General features: G+C 59.1%; 15 protein-coding genes and 1 other RNA gene. 8 read left to right on the top strand and 8 right to left on the bottom strand.

Annotated elements, in window-relative coordinates; genetic code table 11:
• Positions 1-7: 7 nt before the first annotated feature.
• From JBE38_RS15015 to JBE38_RS15000, 4 genes are all read left to right on the top strand, one after another.
• Entirely contained in the window at positions 8-1690 is a 1683-nt protein-coding gene (locus tag JBE38_RS15015) for a fatty acid--CoA ligase (RefSeq protein WP_205344575.1), read from the top strand.
• 334 nt (positions 1691-2024) lie between these two features.
• Complete coding sequence (locus JBE38_RS15010; RefSeq protein WP_060754977.1) at positions 2025-3884, top strand: DUF1302 domain-containing protein; 1860 nt, start codon at positions 2025-2027, stop codon at positions 3882-3884.
• Positions 3885-3913: 29 nt separating this feature from the next.
• Positions 3914-5278, top strand: a complete 1365-nt coding sequence (locus JBE38_RS15005; RefSeq protein ID WP_060754978.1) for a DUF1329 domain-containing protein — start codon at positions 3914-3916, stop codon at positions 5276-5278.
• 253 nt (positions 5279-5531) lie between these two features.
• The gene (locus JBE38_RS15000) at positions 5532-8261 is read left to right on the top strand and encodes a LuxR C-terminal-related transcriptional regulator (RefSeq protein ID WP_205344574.1); all 2730 of its coding nucleotides are present in this window, start codon (positions 5532-5534) and stop codon (positions 8259-8261) included.
• A 33-nt stretch (positions 8262-8294) separates the two neighbouring features.
• Here JBE38_RS15000 and JBE38_RS14995 read toward each other — a convergent pair whose 3' ends face one another.
• The 4 genes from JBE38_RS14995 to JBE38_RS14980 all read right to left on the bottom strand — a co-directional run bounded on the left by JBE38_RS14995 (position 8295) and on the right by JBE38_RS14980 (position 11690).
• Positions 8295-8435, bottom strand: a complete 141-nt coding sequence (locus JBE38_RS14995) for a DUF2256 domain-containing protein (RefSeq protein WP_081086983.1) — start codon at positions 8433-8435, stop codon at positions 8295-8297.
• Positions 8432-9970, bottom strand: a complete 1539-nt coding sequence (locus JBE38_RS14990; RefSeq protein WP_205344573.1) for a cryptochrome/photolyase family protein — start codon at positions 9968-9970, stop codon at positions 8432-8434. The genes JBE38_RS14995 and JBE38_RS14990 overlap by 4 nt, the downstream gene beginning before the upstream one ends.
• Before the next feature lie 161 nt (positions 9971-10131).
• On the bottom strand, positions 10132-11259 hold the full coding sequence (locus tag JBE38_RS14985; protein WP_205344572.1) for a sensor histidine kinase: 1128 nt from the start codon (positions 11257-11259) through the stop codon (positions 10132-10134).
• Positions 11260-11450: 191 nt separating this feature from the next.
• Positions 11451-11690 (bottom strand): hypothetical protein, encoded by a 240-nt coding sequence (locus JBE38_RS14980; RefSeq protein ID WP_090366706.1) that lies wholly within the window; start codon positions 11688-11690, stop codon positions 11451-11453.
• Between the two features lie 336 nt (positions 11691-12026).
• Here JBE38_RS14980 and JBE38_RS14975 point away from each other — a divergent pair, with 336 nt between their 5' ends.
• Together JBE38_RS14975 and JBE38_RS14970 are read left to right on the top strand one after the other, a co-directional pair.
• A complete protein-coding gene (locus JBE38_RS14975; RefSeq protein WP_090366704.1) occupies positions 12027-12503 on the top strand; it encodes a hemerythrin domain-containing protein in 477 nt (158 codons plus the stop codon).
• 356 nt (positions 12504-12859) lie between these two features.
• Positions 12860-13633, top strand: a complete 774-nt coding sequence (locus tag JBE38_RS14970) for an OmpA family protein (protein WP_060753922.1) — start codon at positions 12860-12862, stop codon at positions 13631-13633.
• Positions 13634-13708: 75 nt separating this feature from the next.
• Here JBE38_RS14970 and JBE38_RS14965 read toward each other — a convergent pair whose 3' ends face one another.
• From JBE38_RS14965 to JBE38_RS14950, 4 genes are all read right to left on the bottom strand, one after another.
• Complete coding sequence (locus tag JBE38_RS14965; RefSeq protein WP_090366702.1) at positions 13709-14290, bottom strand: BON domain-containing protein; 582 nt, start codon at positions 14288-14290, stop codon at positions 13709-13711.
• A complete protein-coding gene (locus JBE38_RS14960; protein ID WP_007904374.1) occupies positions 14287-14880 on the bottom strand; it encodes a phosphoheptose isomerase in 594 nt (197 codons plus the stop codon). Before JBE38_RS14960 ends, JBE38_RS14965 begins: the two co-directional genes overlap by 4 nt.
• Positions 14881-14972: 92 nt before the next feature.
• Complete coding sequence (locus JBE38_RS14955; RefSeq protein WP_090366700.1) at positions 14973-15344, bottom strand: YraN family protein; 372 nt, start codon at positions 15342-15344, stop codon at positions 14973-14975.
• The gene (locus JBE38_RS14950; RefSeq protein WP_205344571.1) at positions 15344-17155 is read right to left on the bottom strand and encodes a penicillin-binding protein activator; all 1812 of its coding nucleotides are present in this window, start codon (positions 17153-17155) and stop codon (positions 15344-15346) included. The genes JBE38_RS14955 and JBE38_RS14950 overlap by 1 nt, the downstream gene beginning before the upstream one ends.
• Positions 17156-17364: 209 nt before the next feature.
• On the opposite strand from JBE38_RS14950, the gene rsmI reads away from it, so the two are divergent.
• On the top strand, positions 17365-18237 hold the full coding sequence (gene rsmI, locus JBE38_RS14945) for a 16S rRNA (cytidine(1402)-2'-O)-methyltransferase (protein ID WP_090366696.1): 873 nt from the start codon (positions 17365-17367) through the stop codon (positions 18235-18237).
• 96 nt (positions 18238-18333) lie between these two features.
• Positions 18334-18687, top strand: an RNA gene (rnpB, locus tag JBE38_RS14940) — RNase P RNA component class A.
• Positions 18688-18905: the final 218 nt, after the last annotated feature.

Below are 18905 nucleotides of genomic sequence, written 5' to 3'. Positions count from 1 at the left end.
GATTAGTATGTTGCAGACCCGCGTTATCCCGCCCGCCGAAGGTGCGTACCAGTACCCGCTGTTGATCAAACGCCTGTTGATGTCCGGCACCCGTTACGAGAAAACCCGGGAAATCATCTACCGTGACAAGCTGCGTTATACCTACCCGACCTTGATCGAACGGGTCGCGCGGCTGGCCAACGTATTGACCGAAGCCGGCGTCAAGGCCGGTGACACCGTGGCGGTCATGGATTGGGACAGCCACCGTTATCTGGAGTGCATGTTCGCTATCCCGATGATCGGTGCGGTGATCCACACCATCAACGTGCGCCTGTCGCCGGAGCAGATCCTCTACACCATGAACCACGCCGAAGACCGCTTTGTGTTGGTCAACAGCGAGTTCGTGGGCCTTTACCAGGCGATCGCCGGGCACCTCACCACCGTCGACAAGACCCTGCTGCTCACCGATGGTGACGCCCAAACCGCCGAGCTGCCGAACCTGGTGGGCGAGTATGAAAGCCTGCTGGCCGCCGCCAGCCCGAAATACGACTTCCAGGACTTCGACGAGAACTCGGTCGCGACCACCTTCTACACCACCGGCACCACCGGCAACCCCAAAGGTGTGTACTTCACTCATCGCCAACTGGTGCTGCACACCATGGGCGTGGCAACCATCATGGGCAGCGTCGACAGCGTGCGCCTGCTGGGCACCAACGATGTGTACATGCCGATCACGCCGATGTTCCATGTACACGCCTGGGGCCTGCCCTATGTAGCCACCATGCTGGGGCTCAAACAGGTCTATCCCGGCCGCTATGACCCGGAATACCTGGTGGAGCTGTGGCGCAAGGAAAAAGTCACCTTCTCGCACTGCGTGCCGACCATCCTGCAAATGGTGCTCAACGCCAAGGCCGCCCAGGGCGTGGATTTCTGCGGTTGGAAAATCGTCATCGGCGGCAGTGCGCTGAATCGCTCGTTGTATGACGCCTCGAAGGCGCGGGGCATTCAACTGACCGCCGCGTACGGCATGTCCGAGACCGGGCCGCTGGTGTCCTGTGCTCACCTCAATGAAGAACTGATGGCCGGCAGTGAAGACGAGCGCACCACCTACCGCATCAAGGCCGGCGTGCCCGGGCCGTTGGTGGAAGCGGCGATTATCGATGATGACGGCAATTTCCTGCCCGCCGATGGCGAATCCCAGGGCGAGCTGGTGTTGCGCGCCCCTTGGCTCAGCGAAGGCTATTTCAACGAGCCGCAGAAGGGTGCCGAGTTGTGGGCCGGCGGCTGGATGCACACCGGTGACGTGGCGACCCTGGACGCCTTCGGGGTGATTGATATCCGCGATCGCATCAAGGACGTGATCAAGACGGGGGGCGAATGGATCTCCTCCCTGGCACTTGAAGACCTGGTCAGCCGTCACCCGGCGGTACGTGAAGTAGCAGTGGTAGGCATCGCCGACCCGCAGTGGGGCGAGCGCCCGTTTGCGTTGCTGGTGGTGCGTGATGGCCATGTGATAGGTGCGCGTGAGCTCAAGGAACATCTCAAGCCTTTTGTCGAACTGGGCCACTTGAGCAAGTGGGCCATTCCAAGCCAGATCGCGGTTGTTACTGAAATTCCCAAGACCAGCGTAGGAAAACTCGACAAAAAACGTATCCGTATCGACATCATCGAATGGCAGGCCAACAACAGTACGTTCCTGTCGACCCTGTGACGCCCTTCGCCGCGCCCGCTCGGGCGCGGCAATGCTCTATCTCAAGCCTTCACTTGTGATTTATCGATTTTCAGCCATCCTTGCCACGCCGATCTTCGTCGGTGTGGCGAAAGGGTTGTGGCAGACGGGTTGGTGATGCAAATCACACTTTAGAGGGATCAAGCGCTCCCCCCCTGCTGGCTATAGTCCCTTCCAGAGTTATTCACGGATGCTCCGCTTCGGGCCATGGGGGCTCGGGTGCCGTACGGCATTGGGATCGTTGTATCCCGGCCGTTACATGCATCTGTAGGAAAGAACTCACTGCCATAACAATAATGCACATGGAGTAGCGTCGATGACCTCAGTAAACCAGTTCTGGCGCCGGGCGAGATTGCCTCTGGCCGTCAGTCTCGCTTCTACGCTCGCCGGGCCCGCATTCGGCGTCAGTTTCAATATCGGTGAAGTCGAAGGGAGCTTTGACTCGTCGCTTTCCGTGGGGGCGAGCTGGTCGACAGCCAAGCCTAACCGAGACCTGATCGGTGCCAACAACGGCGGCAAGGGGTTGTCCCAGACCTCTGATGACGGCCACTTGAACTTCAAGCGCGGCGAAACGTTCTCGAAGATCTTCAAGGGCATCCACGACCTGGAACTGAAATACGGCGACACCGGCGTGTTTGTGCGCGGCAAGTACTGGTACGACTTCGAACTCAAGGACGAAAGCCGTCCGTTCAAGGACATCAGCGACAACAACCGCAAGGAAGGCGCCAAGTCCTCCGGCGGGCAGATCCTCGATGCCTTCATTTATCACAACTACAACATCGCCGATTTGCCGGGCAACGTGCGTTTCGGCAAACAGGTGGTGAGCTGGGGTGAAAGTACCTTCATCGGCGGCGGCATCAACTCCATCAACCCGATCGACGTGTCCGCATTCCGTCGTCCGGGCGCCGAGATCAAGGAAGGCTTGATTCCGGTCAACATGTTTTATGTGTCGCAATCATTGACGGATAACTTGTCGGCTGAGGCGTTTTATCAGCTGGAGTGGGACCAGACGGTGACCGATAACTGCGGCACGTTCTTCTCCCAGCCCGACGTGATTTCCGATGGCTGTGACAACAACCTGCGTGTGCTCAACAAGCGTTCGACCATCCCGGGCGCTGCGTTGCCGACGCTCAATGCCCTGGGGGTGGACGTCAACAACGAAGGCGTACTGGTACGTCGCGGTCCGGACCGGGATGCCCGCGACAGCGGCCAATTCGGCGTGGCCATGCACTACAACTTCGAGCCGCTGGATACCGAGTTCGGCGCGTACTTCATGAATTACCACAGCCGCGCGCCGATCTTCAGTGCACAAGGTGCTCCTTCATCGGCTTACACCCGCCCTCTGGGGCCTCTGGCTGCCTTGCGTCCATTGATCGTGGCCGGCAGTTCCAACTACTTCGTCGAGTACCCGGAAGATATCCGCCTGTACGGTTTGAGCTTCTCGACCACGTTGCCGACAGGCACGGCCTGGAGTGGTGAACTGAGCTACCGTCCAAACGCCCCCGTGCAATTGAGCACCACCGATATCCTGTACGCCGGTGTCACGCCGATCCCTGGCTTTGGCAACGCCTCCGTGCTCAAAGGTACGCCGGGCCAGGACCTGCATGGCTACAACCGTAAGGAAGTGACGCAGTTCCAGACCACCTTCACGCACTTCTTCGACCAAGTCATGGGCGCAAGCCGCCTGACCACCGTCGGTGAGATCGGGGTGACCCATGTCGGGGGGCTGGAAAGCAAATCACAAGCCCGCTATGGCCGCGATCCGGTCTTCGGCCCTGGCAGCTTGCCGGGTGGCTTCTGCAATGCGCTCAACAATTCCACCGCGACGGGGGCGGGCCTGCCCAATGCCGCTGGCCTGAACACCAACTGCAACAATGATGGCTACACCACAGCCACGTCCTGGGGCTACCGCGCCCGAGCCATCTGGGAATACCCGGACGTGTTCGCGGGCGTCAACCTCAAGCCAAACGTGGCTTGGTCGCATGACGTGAAGGGGTATTCACCCGGCCCCGGCGGTAACTTCGAAGAAGGTCGCAAGGCTGTCAGCCTGGGCCTGGATGCCGAGTACCAGAATACTTATACCGCCAGCCTGGCCTACACCAACTTCTTTGGTGGCAAGTTCAGCACGGTGGATGACCGCGACTTCATCGCCCTGAGCGTCGGCGCCAACTTCTAAGCACACTGTATTTTCAGGAAGACCAGAATATGCAAATAACAAAAAGTCTGTTGCACGTGGGTGTGCTGGGGCTGTCGATCCTGGCGAGCAATGTCATGGCGGCGGTATCGGCGGATGAAGCCGCCAAGCTGGGCACGAGCCTGACCCCGATGGGCGCTGAAATGGCCGGTAACGCGGCGGGCACCATTCCGAAATGGTCGCCGCTGCCCACCAATGCCGGTGCCGTGGATGCGCGTGGTTTCCTGGCCAACCCCTACGCCAACGAACAGCCGCAGTTCACCATCACCGCAGCCAACGTCGAGCAGTACAAAGACAAGCTGGCACCCGGGCAGTACGCGATGTTCAAGCGCTACCCGGACACCTTCAAGATGCCGGTCTACCCGACCCATCGCGGCGCGACCGTGCCGGCGGATGTGTTTGCAGCCATCAAGAAGAATGCCACGCACACCAACCTGGTTTCCGGCGGCAACGGCCTGGAAAACTTCGAAACCGCGGTGCCGTTCCCGATTCCAAAAAGCGGCGTGGAAGTCATCTGGAACCACATTACCCGCTATCGGGGCGGCAGCGTGACCCGCCTGGTAACCCAGGCCACGCCGCAAACCAACGGTTCGTACAGCCTGGTGTATTTCCGCGATCAGTTCGTGTTCCGCGACAAGATGAAAGACTTTGATCCGAAAAACCCAGGCAACGTGCTGTTCTACTTCAAGCAGCAAGTGACCGCGCCGGCGCGTCTGGCCGGTGGCGTGCTGCTGGTGCACGAGACCCTGGACCAGGTGAAGGAACCGCGTTCGGCGTGGGTCTACAACGCGGGTCAGCGCCGCGTGCGTCGGGCGCCGCAAGTGTCCTATGACGGGCCGGGTACTGCCGCCGATGGCCTGCGCACTTCCGACAACCTCGACATGTACAACGGCGCGCCGGACCGCTACGACTGGAAACTGGAAGGCAAGAAAGAACTCTACATCGCCTCCAACAGCTACAAGGTCGACGATCCCAAGCTCAAATACGCCGACATCATCAAGGCCGGTCACATCAACCAGGACCTGGCACGCTACGAGCTGCGTCGCGTCTGGCATGTGGTCGCCACCTTGAAGGAAGGCCAGCGCCACATCTACGCCAAGCGTGACTTCTTCATCGACGAAGATACCTGGCAAGCCGCCGTGATCGACCACTATGACGGCCGTGGCCAACTGTGGCGTGTCGCCGAAGCCCATGCCGAGAACTACTACGACAAGCAAGTGCCGTGGTACGCCCTGGAAACCCTCTACGACCTGCAGTCCGGCCGCTACCTGGCGCTGGGCATGAAAAACGAAGAGAAGCAGGCATATGACTTCGGCTTCACCGCCACCACCAGCGATTTCACTCCAGCGGCCCTGCGCCAGGACGGTGTGCGCTAAGCGGCAACGGAGTTCCAGTGTGGGAGGGGGCTGGCCCCCTCCCTAATGCTACTCAGTCAAGAGAACCTGCCGCTCACTACAGATGATGTGTTCTACATCCCACCCTTTAAGTGACTGGCATCAGGCCCCTCCCACATTTTTTGTCGCAGTTCTTTTTCAGGTAAATGTTGCAAAGATCTACAACCCCGCCGCTTTTACCGCTAGTCTGCGGACATCTGCAATGCCGACAACAGCCTTCTACAAGAGCCCGGCGATGACTGATCTGTCCCGAATCCAAGGGCCTGCGAGCGCAGCGATTCCGACGCTGGAAGCGCGCTTCTACAGGCCGCCGCTGCCTGACGGCTACGTGCTGCGACCGCGCTTGTGCGAGCGTTTGAGCGCCGGGTTGGAGGGGCGATTGCTGCTGGTCAGCGCGCCGGCCGGGTTCGGCAAAAGCTCATTGGCGGTCGAGTTCTGCCAGGCCCTGCCCACGCACTGGCAGAGCCTGTGGTTGGGTTTGAGCCCACGGGACAGCGACCCTGGTCGATTTCTTGAGCGCCTGCTCGACGGTTTGCAGCAATACTTCCCGCAGCTCGGCGCCCAGTCCCTCGGCCTGCTGAAAATGCGCCAACGCCATCAGCCCTTTGCTTTCGAGGAGTGGCTGGACGGTTTGCTGGATGAGCTGACGGGCTACCTGTCCACGCAGACGCCTTTATTGCTGGTACTGGATGACTACCATTTGGCCCAGGGGCCGGTGCTGGATCGTTGCCTGCAATTTTTCCTCAATCATTTGCCTGACGGCCTGGTGGTATTGGTCACCAGTCGCCAGCGTCCGGATTGGCACCTGGCGCGATTGCGCTTGTCACGGCACCTGCTGGAATTGCATGAGCAGGACCTGCGCCTGACTCATGACGAGTCCCTGGCGGTGCTGGACCGCCATAGCAGCTCATTGCGCGGTGAGGCCCTGGATAACCTGATTCGCCGCAGCGAAGGTTGGGTCGCCGGCCTGCGTTTCTGGCTGCTGGCGGCGTCCGAAGCCGGCAACGAAGGTGCGCTGCCGCAAAGCCTGCACGGCGGGGAAGGGCTGATCCGGGATTACCTGCTGGAGGAGGTCATCGACTGCCTGCCGGTCGAGGTGCAAGCATTTTTGTATGACACGGCGCCTCAGGATCGTTTTTGCAGCGAGCTATGCGATGCCGTACGCGAAGCCCATGACAGTGGTGAAATCCTGCGCTACCTGCTGGCTCATCAAGTCTTCCTGGTGCCTTTGGACGAGCAGGGGCATTGGTATCGCTACCACCATCTGTTTTCCGACCTGCTGCGTACGCGTCGTGCCAAGAGCGCCACGTTGCCCCTGGCCAGCCTTCACCTGCGCGCCTGCCGGTGGTTCAACGCCCAGGGCCTGATCGATGAGGCGGTCGAGCAGGCACTGCGGGCCGGCCATCTTGATGTAGCGGCGAACCTGGTGCAAAACCTGTCTGAAGAGCAACTGCTGGCCGAGCAGAACGTGGGCATGCTGCTGCGCTGGAAGATGGACTTGCCCGACAGCCTGCTGATCAGCACGCCACGCTTGATCGTGTTGTATAGCTGGGCCTTGGGCCTGGCCTGCCAACTGGACGCGGCCGAGGAATTGTCCAGCTACCTCAGCCGCTTCCTGCCGGCGCCGTCAGCGACCGCACAGAAATCCATGCTCGCCCAATGGTTGGCGCTGAGCGGCATCATTGCCCGTGGCCGCGGGGATCGCGAATCGACTCAACGTTATTGCAGCGAGGCGTTGGAAAGCCTGCCGCACAAGCGCTACGGCCAGCGCCTGATGTGCCTGTCGACCCTCTCCAACCTGGCCATCGTCGATGCCGACCTATGGCGTGCCCGGGGCTTGAATCGAGAGTCCCTGGAGCTGGCGCAACGCGTCGGCAACCCCCTGTTTGAAGCACTGGCCCATTACGACCGGGCGCGGGTACTGCAGGCGCGTGGCGAGATCCTGCGCTCGCTCGACGAAGTGCGCCAGGGCTTGCAGCGCCTGCATGACCTGGCGCCACAACGGTTGTATGCCGTGCGTGCGCGGCTGTCGTTGTATGAAGGTTACCTGCTGCTGGTGCGTTTCCAGCCCGAAGCCGGCCTCGCACGGTTGCGTGCCGGGCTGGCGGAAGCCCGTGCCTGTCGGGATATCAGCGTATTGATCGGGCATTGCGTGATCGCCAACTTCGAAGGGCGACGTGGGGACTTCCCCAAGGCGTTTGCCGAGCTGGCCGAGGCCGAGCGCCTGATGCATATCTGGGATGTTCCACCCATCTACTATCTGGCGATGATCACGCTGATCAAATGTGAGCTGTGGCTGATCCAGGGGCGCACTGACCTGGCCGATGCCTGGCTGACCCGCCTGGGGCAGACCTACAACGGCGAGCACGCGGCCGCAGCGCCGGAGTTTCATCCACACTTGCCGCAACATATCGAGCTGCAGCAGGCCGCGCTGGACGCAACGCGCCATCAATCCGAGGCTTCGCTGCGACGGCTTGAAGCGTTGGCGCAGCAAGCTCATAACGATGGGCGCCAGATGATCGCGCTGATGGCGCTGACCCAGCAGGCGCACTTGCTACTGGAGTGCGGCCAGGAAGCCAAGGCCCGGTCCATCCTCGTCCAAGCCTTGGAAGCCGGAGCGGGCGGTGCGCTGCAACCGTTCCAGCGCTTGCTGGAAAACTACCCGGACTGGATGCGCGAACAACTTGGCAGGGACCCCCATGGCCTGTTGAACCAGAGTTTGCTGGCGCTGCTTCCTGTGGTGATGCCGGCCGGAACTTCGCCTGCTCACGAAACCCTGAGCGCCCGAGAGCGGGCGGTCCTGCAATTGATCGCGCAGGGGTGTTCGAATCAGGAAATCAGCAATCAGCTGTTTATTTCACTGCACACCGTCAAGACCCACGCCAGCCACATCAACAGCAAACTGGGGGTCGAGCGGCGTACTCAGGCGGTGGCACGGGCGCAGGAGTTGGGGTTGATTGGTTAGCGCTTCGCCCCGTGTGTGCAGGGATGCGCCGGTTCAGTTTTTCACCGGCTTGTTGCGCCGGCAGCGCTGCGAGCAGTAAAGCACTTCATTCCAGCAACGGGCCCACTTTTTTCGCCAGGTAAAGGAGAGGCCGCAAGACACGCAGGTTTTCACCGGCAGCTCACTCTTTTTCAAAATGACTCACCTTCATCCAGCCGGGCCAGCAGACTCTGCCCCCGTTGCCAGAGCGCCTGCTGCTTGGCCTCCGTCAGGCGGTCGAGGTTTTTATACACCATGCCCATGCGGTGATTGCCGCGCAGAAGGTCAGCGTGACGCATGAGAAAGTGCCAATAGAGCGCATTGAAAGGGCAAGCATCTTCTGTGGTGCTTTCACTGACCTTGTAGGCACAGGTACGACAGTAGTCAGACATGCGTTTGATGTACTGACCGCTCGCACAGTAAGGTTTGGAGCCCAGGTACCCACCGTCGGCGTGCATCACCATGCCCAGGGTGTTTGGCAGCTCGACCCATTCGAATGCATCCATGTAGATCGCCAGGTACCACTCGCATATCTGAGGCGGAGCGATACCGGCCAAGAGGGCAAAATTGCCTGTCACCATCAACCGTTGAATGTGATGAGCGTAGGCGTGCTCCAGACTTTGGTTGATGGCTTGGCGCATGCAGTTCATCTGGGTAGCGCCTGTCCAATAGAACTCCGGCAGTGATCTTGTATTGCCGAACGCATTACCGTCGGCGTAGTGAGGCATCCTCAGCCAGTAGACGCCCCTGACGTACTCCCGCCACCCGATCAGTTGGCGAATAAAGCCTTCAGCGGCATTCAGCGCGATGTTGTCCGACCAATAGGCGGCCTCGACATCGCTGCACAGTTGGCGAACATCCAACAGGCCGATATTGAGCGCGGCACTGATACGGGCATGAAACAAAAAGGGCTCATCACTGGCCATTGCGTCCTGATAGTCACCGAAGGCCGCCAGCCCCCAATCGAGGAAGTAATCCCAAAGAGCCTGCGCATCTGCATGAGTGACCGGGTAGTCGAAGTTGGCCAGGGTGCCGTAGTGGTTGGAAAAGTGTTCAGCCACCAGCGCAAGGACTTCCTGGGTGAGGGTGTCTGGCGGGAAGCGGGCCGGCGCAGGCGGCCGCACTCCTTTGGGCAGGGGCTTGCGGTTGTCCGCATCAAAATTCCACGCACCGCCTACCGGGCTGCCGTCACCGTTGAGCAGTATCCTGTTTTTGCGGCGCATTTCTCGATAGAAAAACTCCATGCGCAGCTGTTTTTTGTCTGCGGCCCAACGGGCGAATTCGGCACGGCTGCAGAGAAATCGACTATCGCGATGCCACTCAATCGCCAAGCCACACGTACGGATTGACTGTTCCAGGCGCCAATCGCCACATTCGGTGATGTGCAGTTCATCGGGCTGCAATAGTGACTGCCAGCGCTGTAGCTCACTCGGCACCGAGCCTGTGTTCTTCGGATCATCAAGGGTGACGTAGTGGACCTGCGTTGCAGCCTGCTTCAATGCCTCGGCGAAGTGGCGCATGGCGCTGAAGACCAGGGCGATCTTCTGCGGGTGGTGAGGGACGTGGCGGGCCTCTTCCATCACTTCGACGAGCAGTACGCTATCGCGCTCTTTATCCAGGCCCTGCAGCGAGGCCAGGTCGAAAGACAATTGATCGCCCAGAACCAGGCATAGGCGGCGATGTGCAGTCATCGAGCAGTTTCCAGTGATGGAGAAACGTATAGGGCAGGCATGCCGGAGCCACGGTGAGAGGGCGCACGGATGCCTGGCTGCTCACTTATACTTGTACAATAAAAATAATTTGTACAATTTTTTCGACGGGACGTGCAGTGATTTTTCGCAGGGCGAACCGCTCACTCGGTGAGCGGAAGTTTTATCAGGAAAGTAGTGCCTTGCGTTGCGTCAGAAGTGACATCGATTGAGCCCTTATGGGCGGTCACGATTTCTGACGCGATAAACAGGCCCAGGCCCAAGCCTTCGGTAGGTCCGTTTTCAGTGGTAGAGCGCTGAGAAAAACGCCCCATGGGATTGAAGATAAACGGTAGGGCATCCTCAGGTATCGGTTGGCCGCTGTTATGGACGCTGAATACCGCGACGTCCTCCGTGACCGACAACTGCACGGTTATGGGATGCTGGATATTGCCGTGACTCACAGCGTTGCTGATGATATTTGAAAAGACCTGCTCCAATCGCGGGCCGTCAAACCTGCCAGGAACCGCAGTGCGCGCGACAAACAGCACGTTGGCTTCAGGATGAAATGCCTGGATTTCTTCCACCACTCTGCGGCACAGCGGTAAAAGGTCCAGGTCTGTCTTGGTGACGGGAATACCGGGCCCCATGTGGCAGCGTGTCAGATCCAGCAAATCGCCAACGATACGGCTCGCCCGGGTAACGCTGGTATGTATCTGGGTCGCGACTTTGGCATCCCGCGCCCCGAGACCCTCGGAATGCTTGAGAATGTCGCTGCCCAGTAAAATCGCCCCGAGCGGGGTGCGCAAATCGTGGCCGAGAACGCCCAGGAAAATATTGCGCGACACATCAACGGCTCGGGAGTAACTGGCGATAGACTCCGCGAGAGCCTGGTCAATCGCTTCGTGGAAGCGGGTCATATCATCAATATTCAGTGACGTGCCATTTTTTACCTGGCTCATCCACTGTCTGAGCACGCTCGCCCTGAGGGCGCGATATTCAGAAACCATTTGATCAATGGTGAAGCCCGCCAGTAAGCGAGCCACTGCATGGGTCTCAGCGGCGGTTTCGTGCTCTTCCACCGGCCCCAGGCCATGCGACTTATCAATCTGCTCTTGTGCGGTCTGTGCGGTTCGCAGGTCGGCGACGATCGCCCGCAGCATTTGCTCTGCATGGTCGCGCAATGCACTGCGGTCGAGATCCGCGCCAGGTGTCTCGATCGTTCTCGCGAAATCTTCCCAGGCCTGCAAGATGGGTTCGAGGTTTTCTAGAATGAAATCCGGCAGGCGCATGTCGATGTCCTGATCAGGTCCGTCACAGGCGGACTAAACGAAACTGCGTAGGTCGGGGGCAATGTGGTGAGCCAGTTTAGGAGGTTCTCCAGTGGATTTCAAAGCGCGACCAAGCCGGCTTTACCCGATATAGGGCCCGAGCATCACGCGTTTTGACGCTTGCCCCTGAGCCGTCGTGCTGAGAGGCTGTTCTATAGGCCCGCTGTCAACAATCTCAGCCTTTTCTCGACGGCGCTGTCGAAATGGTTGGACAGCAACTCACAACGCTCCGGCGGGAGGCCGGCACAGCAGGTTATTCCCAGGACGAACCCTTCGGCCTTCGCGCCGGTTTTTACTGCGAAAATCATCGAGCCTGCCCGCTCTATATCGTAAAAAAGCCTATCGGCCTGACGCTTGATGGCATCAGGCAAGTCATCTGTGTATGGGTTCATGACCTACTCCACATGCTTACTTCTGCAATCTGGTCTGACGCATGGGCGCTGTGCCTCACGCAATAAATGACCGTGGGTCGATTGAGATGTTCGTAATTTCTGGCCTTGGCGAGCGCTTGGGATCAAACGGCGTTTGAGCGTGTTGCTATCTGCAATAGACGGCAGGTTCATTCGGGCAAGGTGCATGAATTCAAATTGCCACTAATCTAAATAACCTATTGAAATATAAGGGGTTTAAATTTTTTGTAAGGTGGCACGGCAAATGCGATAGCACTAGGGAGATAGCCGCCAAAGAACGGCTGAATCCTTCCGTGATAGCCATAGTGAGATAGAAAAATGAATGCCATCGACCTTCTCAAAGCCGACCACGAAAAAGTCAAAGCCATCCTGACCCAACTGAGTGAATCGACTGAGCGTGGGGTGAAGAAACGCACTGAGCTGCTGGATAAATTAGAGATGGAAGTGTCCATCCACACCCAGCTGGAAGAGCAGATTCTCTATCCCGCCTTCAAGGCCGCCGGTGGGAAAGACGAGGCCGAGATGTACTATGAAGCAAAAGAGGAGCACCGCACGGTTGACTCTCTGGTGCTTCCCGACCTGAAAGCAACTGATCCTACCTCCCCGGAATTCGCAGGTCGGGTGAAGGTGGTCAAGGAACTGCTCGAACATCACATCGAAGAAGAGGAAACAGAGATGTTTCCCAAGGCCAAGAAGCTTCTGGGCAAAGCCGAGCTTGAAAAGCTGGGTGAACAGATGCTGGCCATGAAGTCATCGTTGAAAAAGAGTTACGTGTCTCAAAAAGTTGCAGCCTGAACCCATAGGCTTTAACTGCTCCTGTAGAAAGATGAGCCCGACGCCACGTCGGGCTCATTTTTTTTTGCCCCTCGGAGTCGGCCTTTGAACGGTCGCGCTTGTGTTGACTCAGCCTCGCTTTCTAATTGCAGTGTGATTGCTCCTGGATACCCAATGGCTACTTTCCGGCGACATTTGCAGAGAAATCGACAATCGCCGTTCAGCAATCGTCTGCTAGGGTTTGAGTGTGCTCGGCCGTTGTAGAGCACGGCGCCCGCCGCGCATGGAATTTTTACCGTTTGTCGTGTTCCAAGCTCGGCACAGGTCCATTGCCAATGTCCTCTGCATCACAGAATGCAAAAGTAGGAGCTTCCTTCATGTTTACTCCGCGTCGTCTGCTTGTTGTCGCTACCGCCGTAGCCTTGTTGTCCGGCTGCGCTTCACCTAATCCTTATGACGGCAGCAGCCAGGGACAGGCAGGTAATGAGTCCGGCGGTATGAGCAAGACCGCCAAGTACGGTGGCCTGGGTGCCCTGGCCGGCGCATTGGCAGGTGCCGCGATCGACCATAACAACCGTGGCAAGGGCGCACTGATCGGTGCGGCTGTTGCCGGTATTGGTGCTGCGGGTTACGGCTACTACGCCGACCAGCAGGAAAAGAAACTGCGTGAAAGCATGGCCAACACTGGGGTTGAAGTTCAGCGCCAGGGTGATCAGATCAAGCTGATCATGCCGGGTAACATCACTTTCGCCACCAACTCGGATGCCATTGCCAGCAGCTTCTACCAGCCGCTGAACAATCTGGCCAACTCCCTCAAGCAGTTCAACCAGAACACAATCCAGATTGTCGGCTACACCGACAGTACCGGCAGCCGCCAGTTGAACATGGACCTGTCCCAGCGTCGTGCGCAGAGCGTAGCGAACTACCTGACCTCCCAAGGCGTCAGCCCAGCCAACCTGAGCGCCCGCGGGGCCGGCCCGGATAACCCGATTGCCAGCAACGCCGACGTGAATGGCCGCGCCCAGAACCGTCGTGTAGAGGTCAACCTCGGTCCGATTCCTGGCCAGCAATACGGCCAGCCTGGTCAGCAGCAACAGGCACCTCAACAGAACAACCAGTTCCAGGGTAACCCGTACCAGCAGTACCAATAAACACGGGCGACAAGCGACAAAAAAGGGCGCCGTGCAGTCAATGCACGGCGCCCTTTTTCATGGCTGTGGGTTACATCAATCGATGTATTCGAACACCTTCACGATCTTCTGCACACCCGACACGCCTTGCACGAGGTTGGCTGCACGCGCGGCTTCCGCCTGGGTCAGCAGGCCCATCAGGTAGACGATGCCGTTATCGGTGACGACCTTGATGCGCGAGCCGGGAATCGCGCTGTCGGTCAGCATCTGCGTCTTGATCTTGGTGGTCAGCAGGGCATCGTTGCTGATGGCCAGCAGGGTGATCGGGTCCATCACTTGCAGTTCGTTGTTAACCTTCTTGACACGCTGGACACTCGAAGCGGCTTGTTCAGCCAGGGCCTTGAGGTCGGCACGCGGGGTTTGCCCGGCCAGCAATACCACGCCGTTGAAGCTGGTCACGACGATGCGCGAAGCACCGTTGCCCAGGTCCGGTGCGGCCTTGGCAATGTTGACCTCGACCTTGGTTTCGATCAGCGAGTCGTCGATCTTGCTGCCAAAGGTACGAGTGCCCTTATCGTCCTGAATGGGAGTGTCACGTGTTGCGGTGATTGCCGTGCTGCAGCCGCTGATGGCAAGGCACAGCGTAATGCCCAAAAGGCTGAGGCGTTTAACGGTCATTCTTCACTCCCGAACAGTTGGCTGTCGATCAGATCGCACAGGCAGTGGATCGCCAGCAGGTGGACTTCCTGAATGCGTGCAGTGACATTGGCCGGGACGCGGATCTCCACGTCCTCGGGCAGCAACAGCGAGGCCATGCCGCCGCCGTCGCGGCCGGTCAATGCTACGACAATCATTTCTCGATCATGTGCGGCCTGGATCGCTTGAATAATATTCGCCGAGTTGCCGCTGGTGGAAATCGCCAGCAGCACATCGCCCGGTTGGCCCAGGGCGCGGATCTGCTTGGAGAAGATCTCGTTGTAGCTGTAATCGTTGGCAATCGAGGTGATCGTCGACGAGTCGGTGGTCAGGGCGATGGCCGGCAAGCTCGGGCGCTCACGCTCGAAGCGGTTGAGCAGCTCGGAGGAGAAGTGTTGGGCGTCACCGGCCGAACCGCCGTTACCGCACGAAAGCATTTTGCCTTCGTTGAGCAAGGCGTTGACCATGACCTGACTGGCTTGCTCGATGTGCGGTGCAAGTACGTCCATCGCCTGTTGCTTGGTGTCGATGCTGGCCTGGAAAAGCTGGCGAATTCGGGATTGCATGTCCATCTGTGTGACCTTAAGTGGCGCGGCTGATTGGCACGAAAATGTGCAGCCCGCAATGCAAAGAGCAAAAGTGTGTGATGAAGGTGTCCGGTGAATCAGCTGTCGAAGGCATCTTTGAGCCAGTTCAGATCAGCTGGGCCTAACGGTGTGCTTTCTATGGCAACCACATCGAAACGGCAGGGAGAATCAGCCCAGCGATGCTCTGTTTGCAGGAAAAACTGCGCGGCGAGTATCAGCTTCTGACGCTTGCGCCCGTCGATACTGGCGAGCGCACCACCCCATTGTGCGTGTTTTCTGTAGCGGACTTCGACGAATACTACTGTATCGCCGTCAAGCATGACCAGATCAAGCTCGCCGCGTTTACACAACCAGTTTTGCGCCAGCAGGCGCAAACCTTGTCGTTGCAGATACTGGAGAGCTTGCAGTTCGGCATCCTTGCCGCTTTGTGCGCTGGACCGCTCGGGCATCAGCGCGGGGTGTCCGGCAGGCGCTGGATGTCGCCACCGACAAACTTCGCCCAAGGCATCTGACGGTCGACACGCTGGTTGGCGCTGACGCCCAGGCTGCCCGAAAGCCCGTCAACCCGAGTGTCGGGCAGCGCCTTGAGCTGGCCCAGGCGCGGTGCCAGACGGTAGGCATCGACACCCATTGCGTACAGGCGACCGAGGCTGCCATTGGCCTGTGGCCATTGTGCCGCGACCTGGTTGCGCAATGGGTCGGTGCTGTTGAGCAACCATGGGGTCTCGCAGAACATGACATTGGTCATGTCCAGGTACTGGTTCTTGTCGCCGCTGGCACTGAACACGTGGGAGGTTGCGTAAACCGGCACATCACCGGCGTACTGGAAGTTCAGGGTGGGTTTGATCTGCTGGGCCAACTGCGGGGTAACGGCCAGGAAGATGAACTCGATATCCTGGCGACGCGATGGCTGAGCGGCAACGTCGGTACCGACGGTGCTTTGCAGGCTCTTGGCGCGGCCTTCGCTTTTACGCAACTGGAACAGGTCGGCGATCTGTTGGGCGAGGGCGACGGGCTGATCGACGTACTCAACACCGACGACGGTGCCGCCATTGGCTTCCCAATCCTTGCGGAAGGCATTGTAGACACGCTCGCCCCATTCGCCACGAGGGACCATGGCGGCGGCACGGTGCAGGCCATCGGCACGAGCACGGCGCGATACTTCGCGGGCTTCATCTTCAGCCGCCAGGCCAAACTGGAACAGTTGGGCCGGGTTGTGTTCAGCCTCGCTGTAGTTCAGTGCCAGGGTAGTGATCGGCAATTGCGGACGTGCGCTGAGTTGTTTGACCAGCGGTTTCTCCAGTGGGCCAACCACCAATTGCACGCCGGCGGCCTGGGCCTTGGCGTAGAAGTCGTCAAGCGAGGTCAGGCGCGAGCTGTCATAGAACTCGATCACCGGCGGCTTCTGCCCGGCCTGTTCGGCCTGGTAGTGCGCGGCCATGAAACCTTCACGCAGCGCTTTGCCGACCGAGGCCAGTTGGCCTTCCTGCGGCAACAGCAGGGCGATCTTGTTCAGGGGCTGGCTGGCCAGCTCCTTGAGCTTGGTCAGTGGCAGCGGCAGTTGCACCGCCGCCGGATGCCCCGGGTTCTGCGCACGCCAGGTATCGATAGCGGCTTGCTGCTGCTCCAGGGTGCCGGCGCCCTTGACCGCCTGGGCCAGTGTGATCCAGCCGTCCAATACCGGGTTGCCGCTGGCTTGCAACTGATCGGCTGGCAGCGCGGCAATCAACGTCCAGATCGCTTCGTGGTTGCTCTTGGCGGCGTCGCCGCTGAGCAGCGGGGCCATGGCGACGCGTTCGCGAGCGGCAGCCAGGGTCTGGCCATCGGCTTCATAAGCGCGGGCATGTACGGTGCCGGTACGGATCTGCTGGTCTGTCGGCAGATCCTTCAGGCTTTGCAGGCTCGGGTGGTTGAGCGCTGCCAATGCAGCCTTGGGCTGATTGCGGGCCATGGCCAACTCAGCGGCCAGGGTGCTGGCAAATACTTGTGCGGCCGGTTTCAGGACATCCAGCGGCACCTGCGCAAGAATCTGCGACGAGCGGCCAGGGTTGTTCTGGTGGAACGCCAGGTCAGCCGCACTCAGGCGCAGCAGCGCGGCCTTTTCTGGCGTCTTGGCGGTAATTGCCTGTTCGAGCAGTTGCTCGATACTGGCATCCGGGGTCCGGGGCAGGTCGCCAAGGCTGGACGAGGGCGAGCTGGCGCAAGCGGCCAGGAGGGCAGCGAGGCAGAGGGCGGAGAGCAGCCGCAGGCAAGCGATCATGTAAGTGTTCCTGATACCGATCAAATTAGCGTGGAATTGTACCCAAGCACTGGCTCAGGCGCGATGTTACTGGCGTGAAAGCGTCGATTTAGGTCGTGCAAATGTTGCAATCGCTCGTCGATGGCTGAAAAAGCATCCATCGTGATGGCGTATTTTCGAAGCGCCTACGCGCTACACTATGGCTTTTGCCAACCATCGAGGTGTGCGTTTTGACTGCTCCAGGTCCTTTGAATTCCACTGCTGGCTCGCTTTTTGTGGTGGCGACGCCGATTGGCAACCTGGACGACATCAGTGCCCGGGCGCTGAAGGTGTTGCGCGAAGTCAAGCTGATCGCGGCGGAAGACACGCGTCACTCCCAGCGGTTGATGCAGCATTTTGGTATCAGCACGCCATTAGCGGCGTGCCATGAACACAACGAACGCGAAGAGGGCAGCCGCTTCATCACCCGTCTGCTGGCGGGGGACGATGTGGCACTGATCTCCGACGCGGGCACACCGCTGATTTCCGACCCGGGCTACCATCTGGTACGTCAGGCGCGTGCCGCAGGTATCAATGTAGTGCCTGTTCCGGGTGCGTGCGCGCTGATCGCCGCATTATCTGCCGCCGGCTTGCCGTCGGACCGTTTTATCTTCGAAGGCTTTTTGCCGGCCAAGGCGGTTGGGCGGCGTGCGCGCCTTCAAGCCTTGAAGGAAGAACCGCGTACCTTGATCTTTTATGAGGCTCCGCATCGCATCCTGGAATGCCTGGAAGATATGGAGCTGGTGTTTGGCGGTGAGCGCCTGGCGCTGCTGGCTCGTGAGCTGACCAAGACCTTCGAGACCCTCAAGGGGCTGCCGCTGGAGGCATTGCGTGCCTTTGTCGAGGGTGACAGCAACCAGCAGCGTGGCGAGTGCGTGGTGTTGGTGGCCGGCTGGACCGCGCCGGAAAACGAAGACGCGGTCGGCAGTGAGGCGATGCGCATCCTGGATTTACTGCTCAAGGAAATGCCCCTCAAGCGCGCCGCAGCCCTGGCGGCGGAAATTACCGGCTTGCGTAAGAATGTGTTGTATCAAGTTGCGCTGGATAAACAGAAAGCCGAATAGTTCCGGGGTTGAACCTGTATTTCGTCTGAACGTGATGGCCATTCTGAACTTTTATTACTTGTCCTGAGGCCGTCGTGCCGTTAACCTGCGCGGCGGAGAGTCGATTGGACAGTCGCTGCCCTCTATGAAAATTAGGGGGGGGAGGAAAGTCCGGGCTCCATAGGGCGAAGTGCCAGGTAATGCCTGGGAGGCGTGAGCCTACGGAAAGTGCCACAGAAAATAACCGCCTAAGCACTTCGGTGCCGGTAAGGGTGAAAAGGTGCGGTAAGAGCGCACCGCACGACTGGCAACAGTTCGTGGCTAGGTAAACCCCACTTGGAGCAAGACCAAATAGGGTCCCAAGGCGTGGCCCGCGCTGGGACCGGGTAGGTTGCTAAAGATGTCCAGTGATGGCCATCGTAGACGAATGACTGTTCAAGACAGAACCCGGCTTATAGATCGACTCTCCACCTTTTTTCCTTCTGTCCGGGTCTCGGGCAGAAAACCGGTAGTAACGCAAGACTCCCTCCCTGCCGAATCATTGGCAGATGCATCTTCGTAATACCAAAAAAATCTTACTCTTAATAAATCACTTTAACTTTAAGCCATAGCTCCATGAGCTATTTGCGGTTGTTGAGTCAAAAACATCGCCAAACTCTCGTTTCTCCTCCTTTTGCGCTCCTAAATCT

The organism is Pseudomonas sp. ICBG1301 (assembly GCF_016918385.1).
GTDB classification, from domain to species: Bacteria; Pseudomonadota; Gammaproteobacteria; order Pseudomonadales; family Pseudomonadaceae; genus Aquipseudomonas; species Aquipseudomonas palleroniana.
This window is presented reverse-complemented; position numbering and strand designations above follow the sequence as displayed.

Coding starts and splice junctions, on each gene's coding strand:
- JBE38_RS14965 (WP_090366702.1), bottom strand. CDS start 14,290: ATGACCGTTAAACGCCTCAGCCTTTTGGGCATTACGCTGTGCCTTGCC.
- JBE38_RS14985 (WP_205344572.1), bottom strand. CDS start 11,259: ATGCGCCTGCCGGATTTCATTCTAGAAAACCTCGAACCCATCTTGCAG.
- JBE38_RS14990 (WP_205344573.1), bottom strand. CDS start 9,970: ATGACTGCACATCGCCGCCTATGCCTGGTTCTGGGCGATCAATTGTCT.
- JBE38_RS15015 (WP_205344575.1), top strand. CDS start 8: ATGTTGCAGACCCGCGTTATCCCGCCCGCCGAAGGTGCGTACCAGTAC.
- JBE38_RS14970 (WP_060753922.1), top strand. CDS start 12,860: ATGTTTACTCCGCGTCGTCTGCTTGTTGTCGCTACCGCCGTAGCCTTG.
- JBE38_RS14960 (WP_007904374.1), bottom strand. CDS start 14,880: ATGGACATGCAATCCCGAATTCGCCAGCTTTTCCAGGCCAGCATCGAC.
- JBE38_RS15010 (WP_060754977.1), top strand. CDS start 2,025: ATGACCTCAGTAAACCAGTTCTGGCGCCGGGCGAGATTGCCTCTGGCC.
- JBE38_RS15005 (WP_060754978.1), top strand. CDS start 3,914: ATGCAAATAACAAAAAGTCTGTTGCACGTGGGTGTGCTGGGGCTGTCG.
- JBE38_RS14950 (WP_205344571.1), bottom strand. CDS start 17,155: ATGATCGCTTGCCTGCGGCTGCTCTCCGCCCTCTGCCTCGCTGCCCTC.
- JBE38_RS14975 (WP_090366704.1), top strand. CDS start 12,027: ATGAATGCCATCGACCTTCTCAAAGCCGACCACGAAAAAGTCAAAGCC.
- JBE38_RS15000 (WP_205344574.1), top strand. CDS start 5,532: ATGACTGATCTGTCCCGAATCCAAGGGCCTGCGAGCGCAGCGATTCCG.
- JBE38_RS14980 (WP_090366706.1), bottom strand. CDS start 11,690: ATGAACCCATACACAGATGACTTGCCTGATGCCATCAAGCGTCAGGCC.
- JBE38_RS14955 (WP_090366700.1), bottom strand. CDS start 15,344: ATGCCCGAGCGGTCCAGCGCACAAAGCGGCAAGGATGCCGAACTGCAA.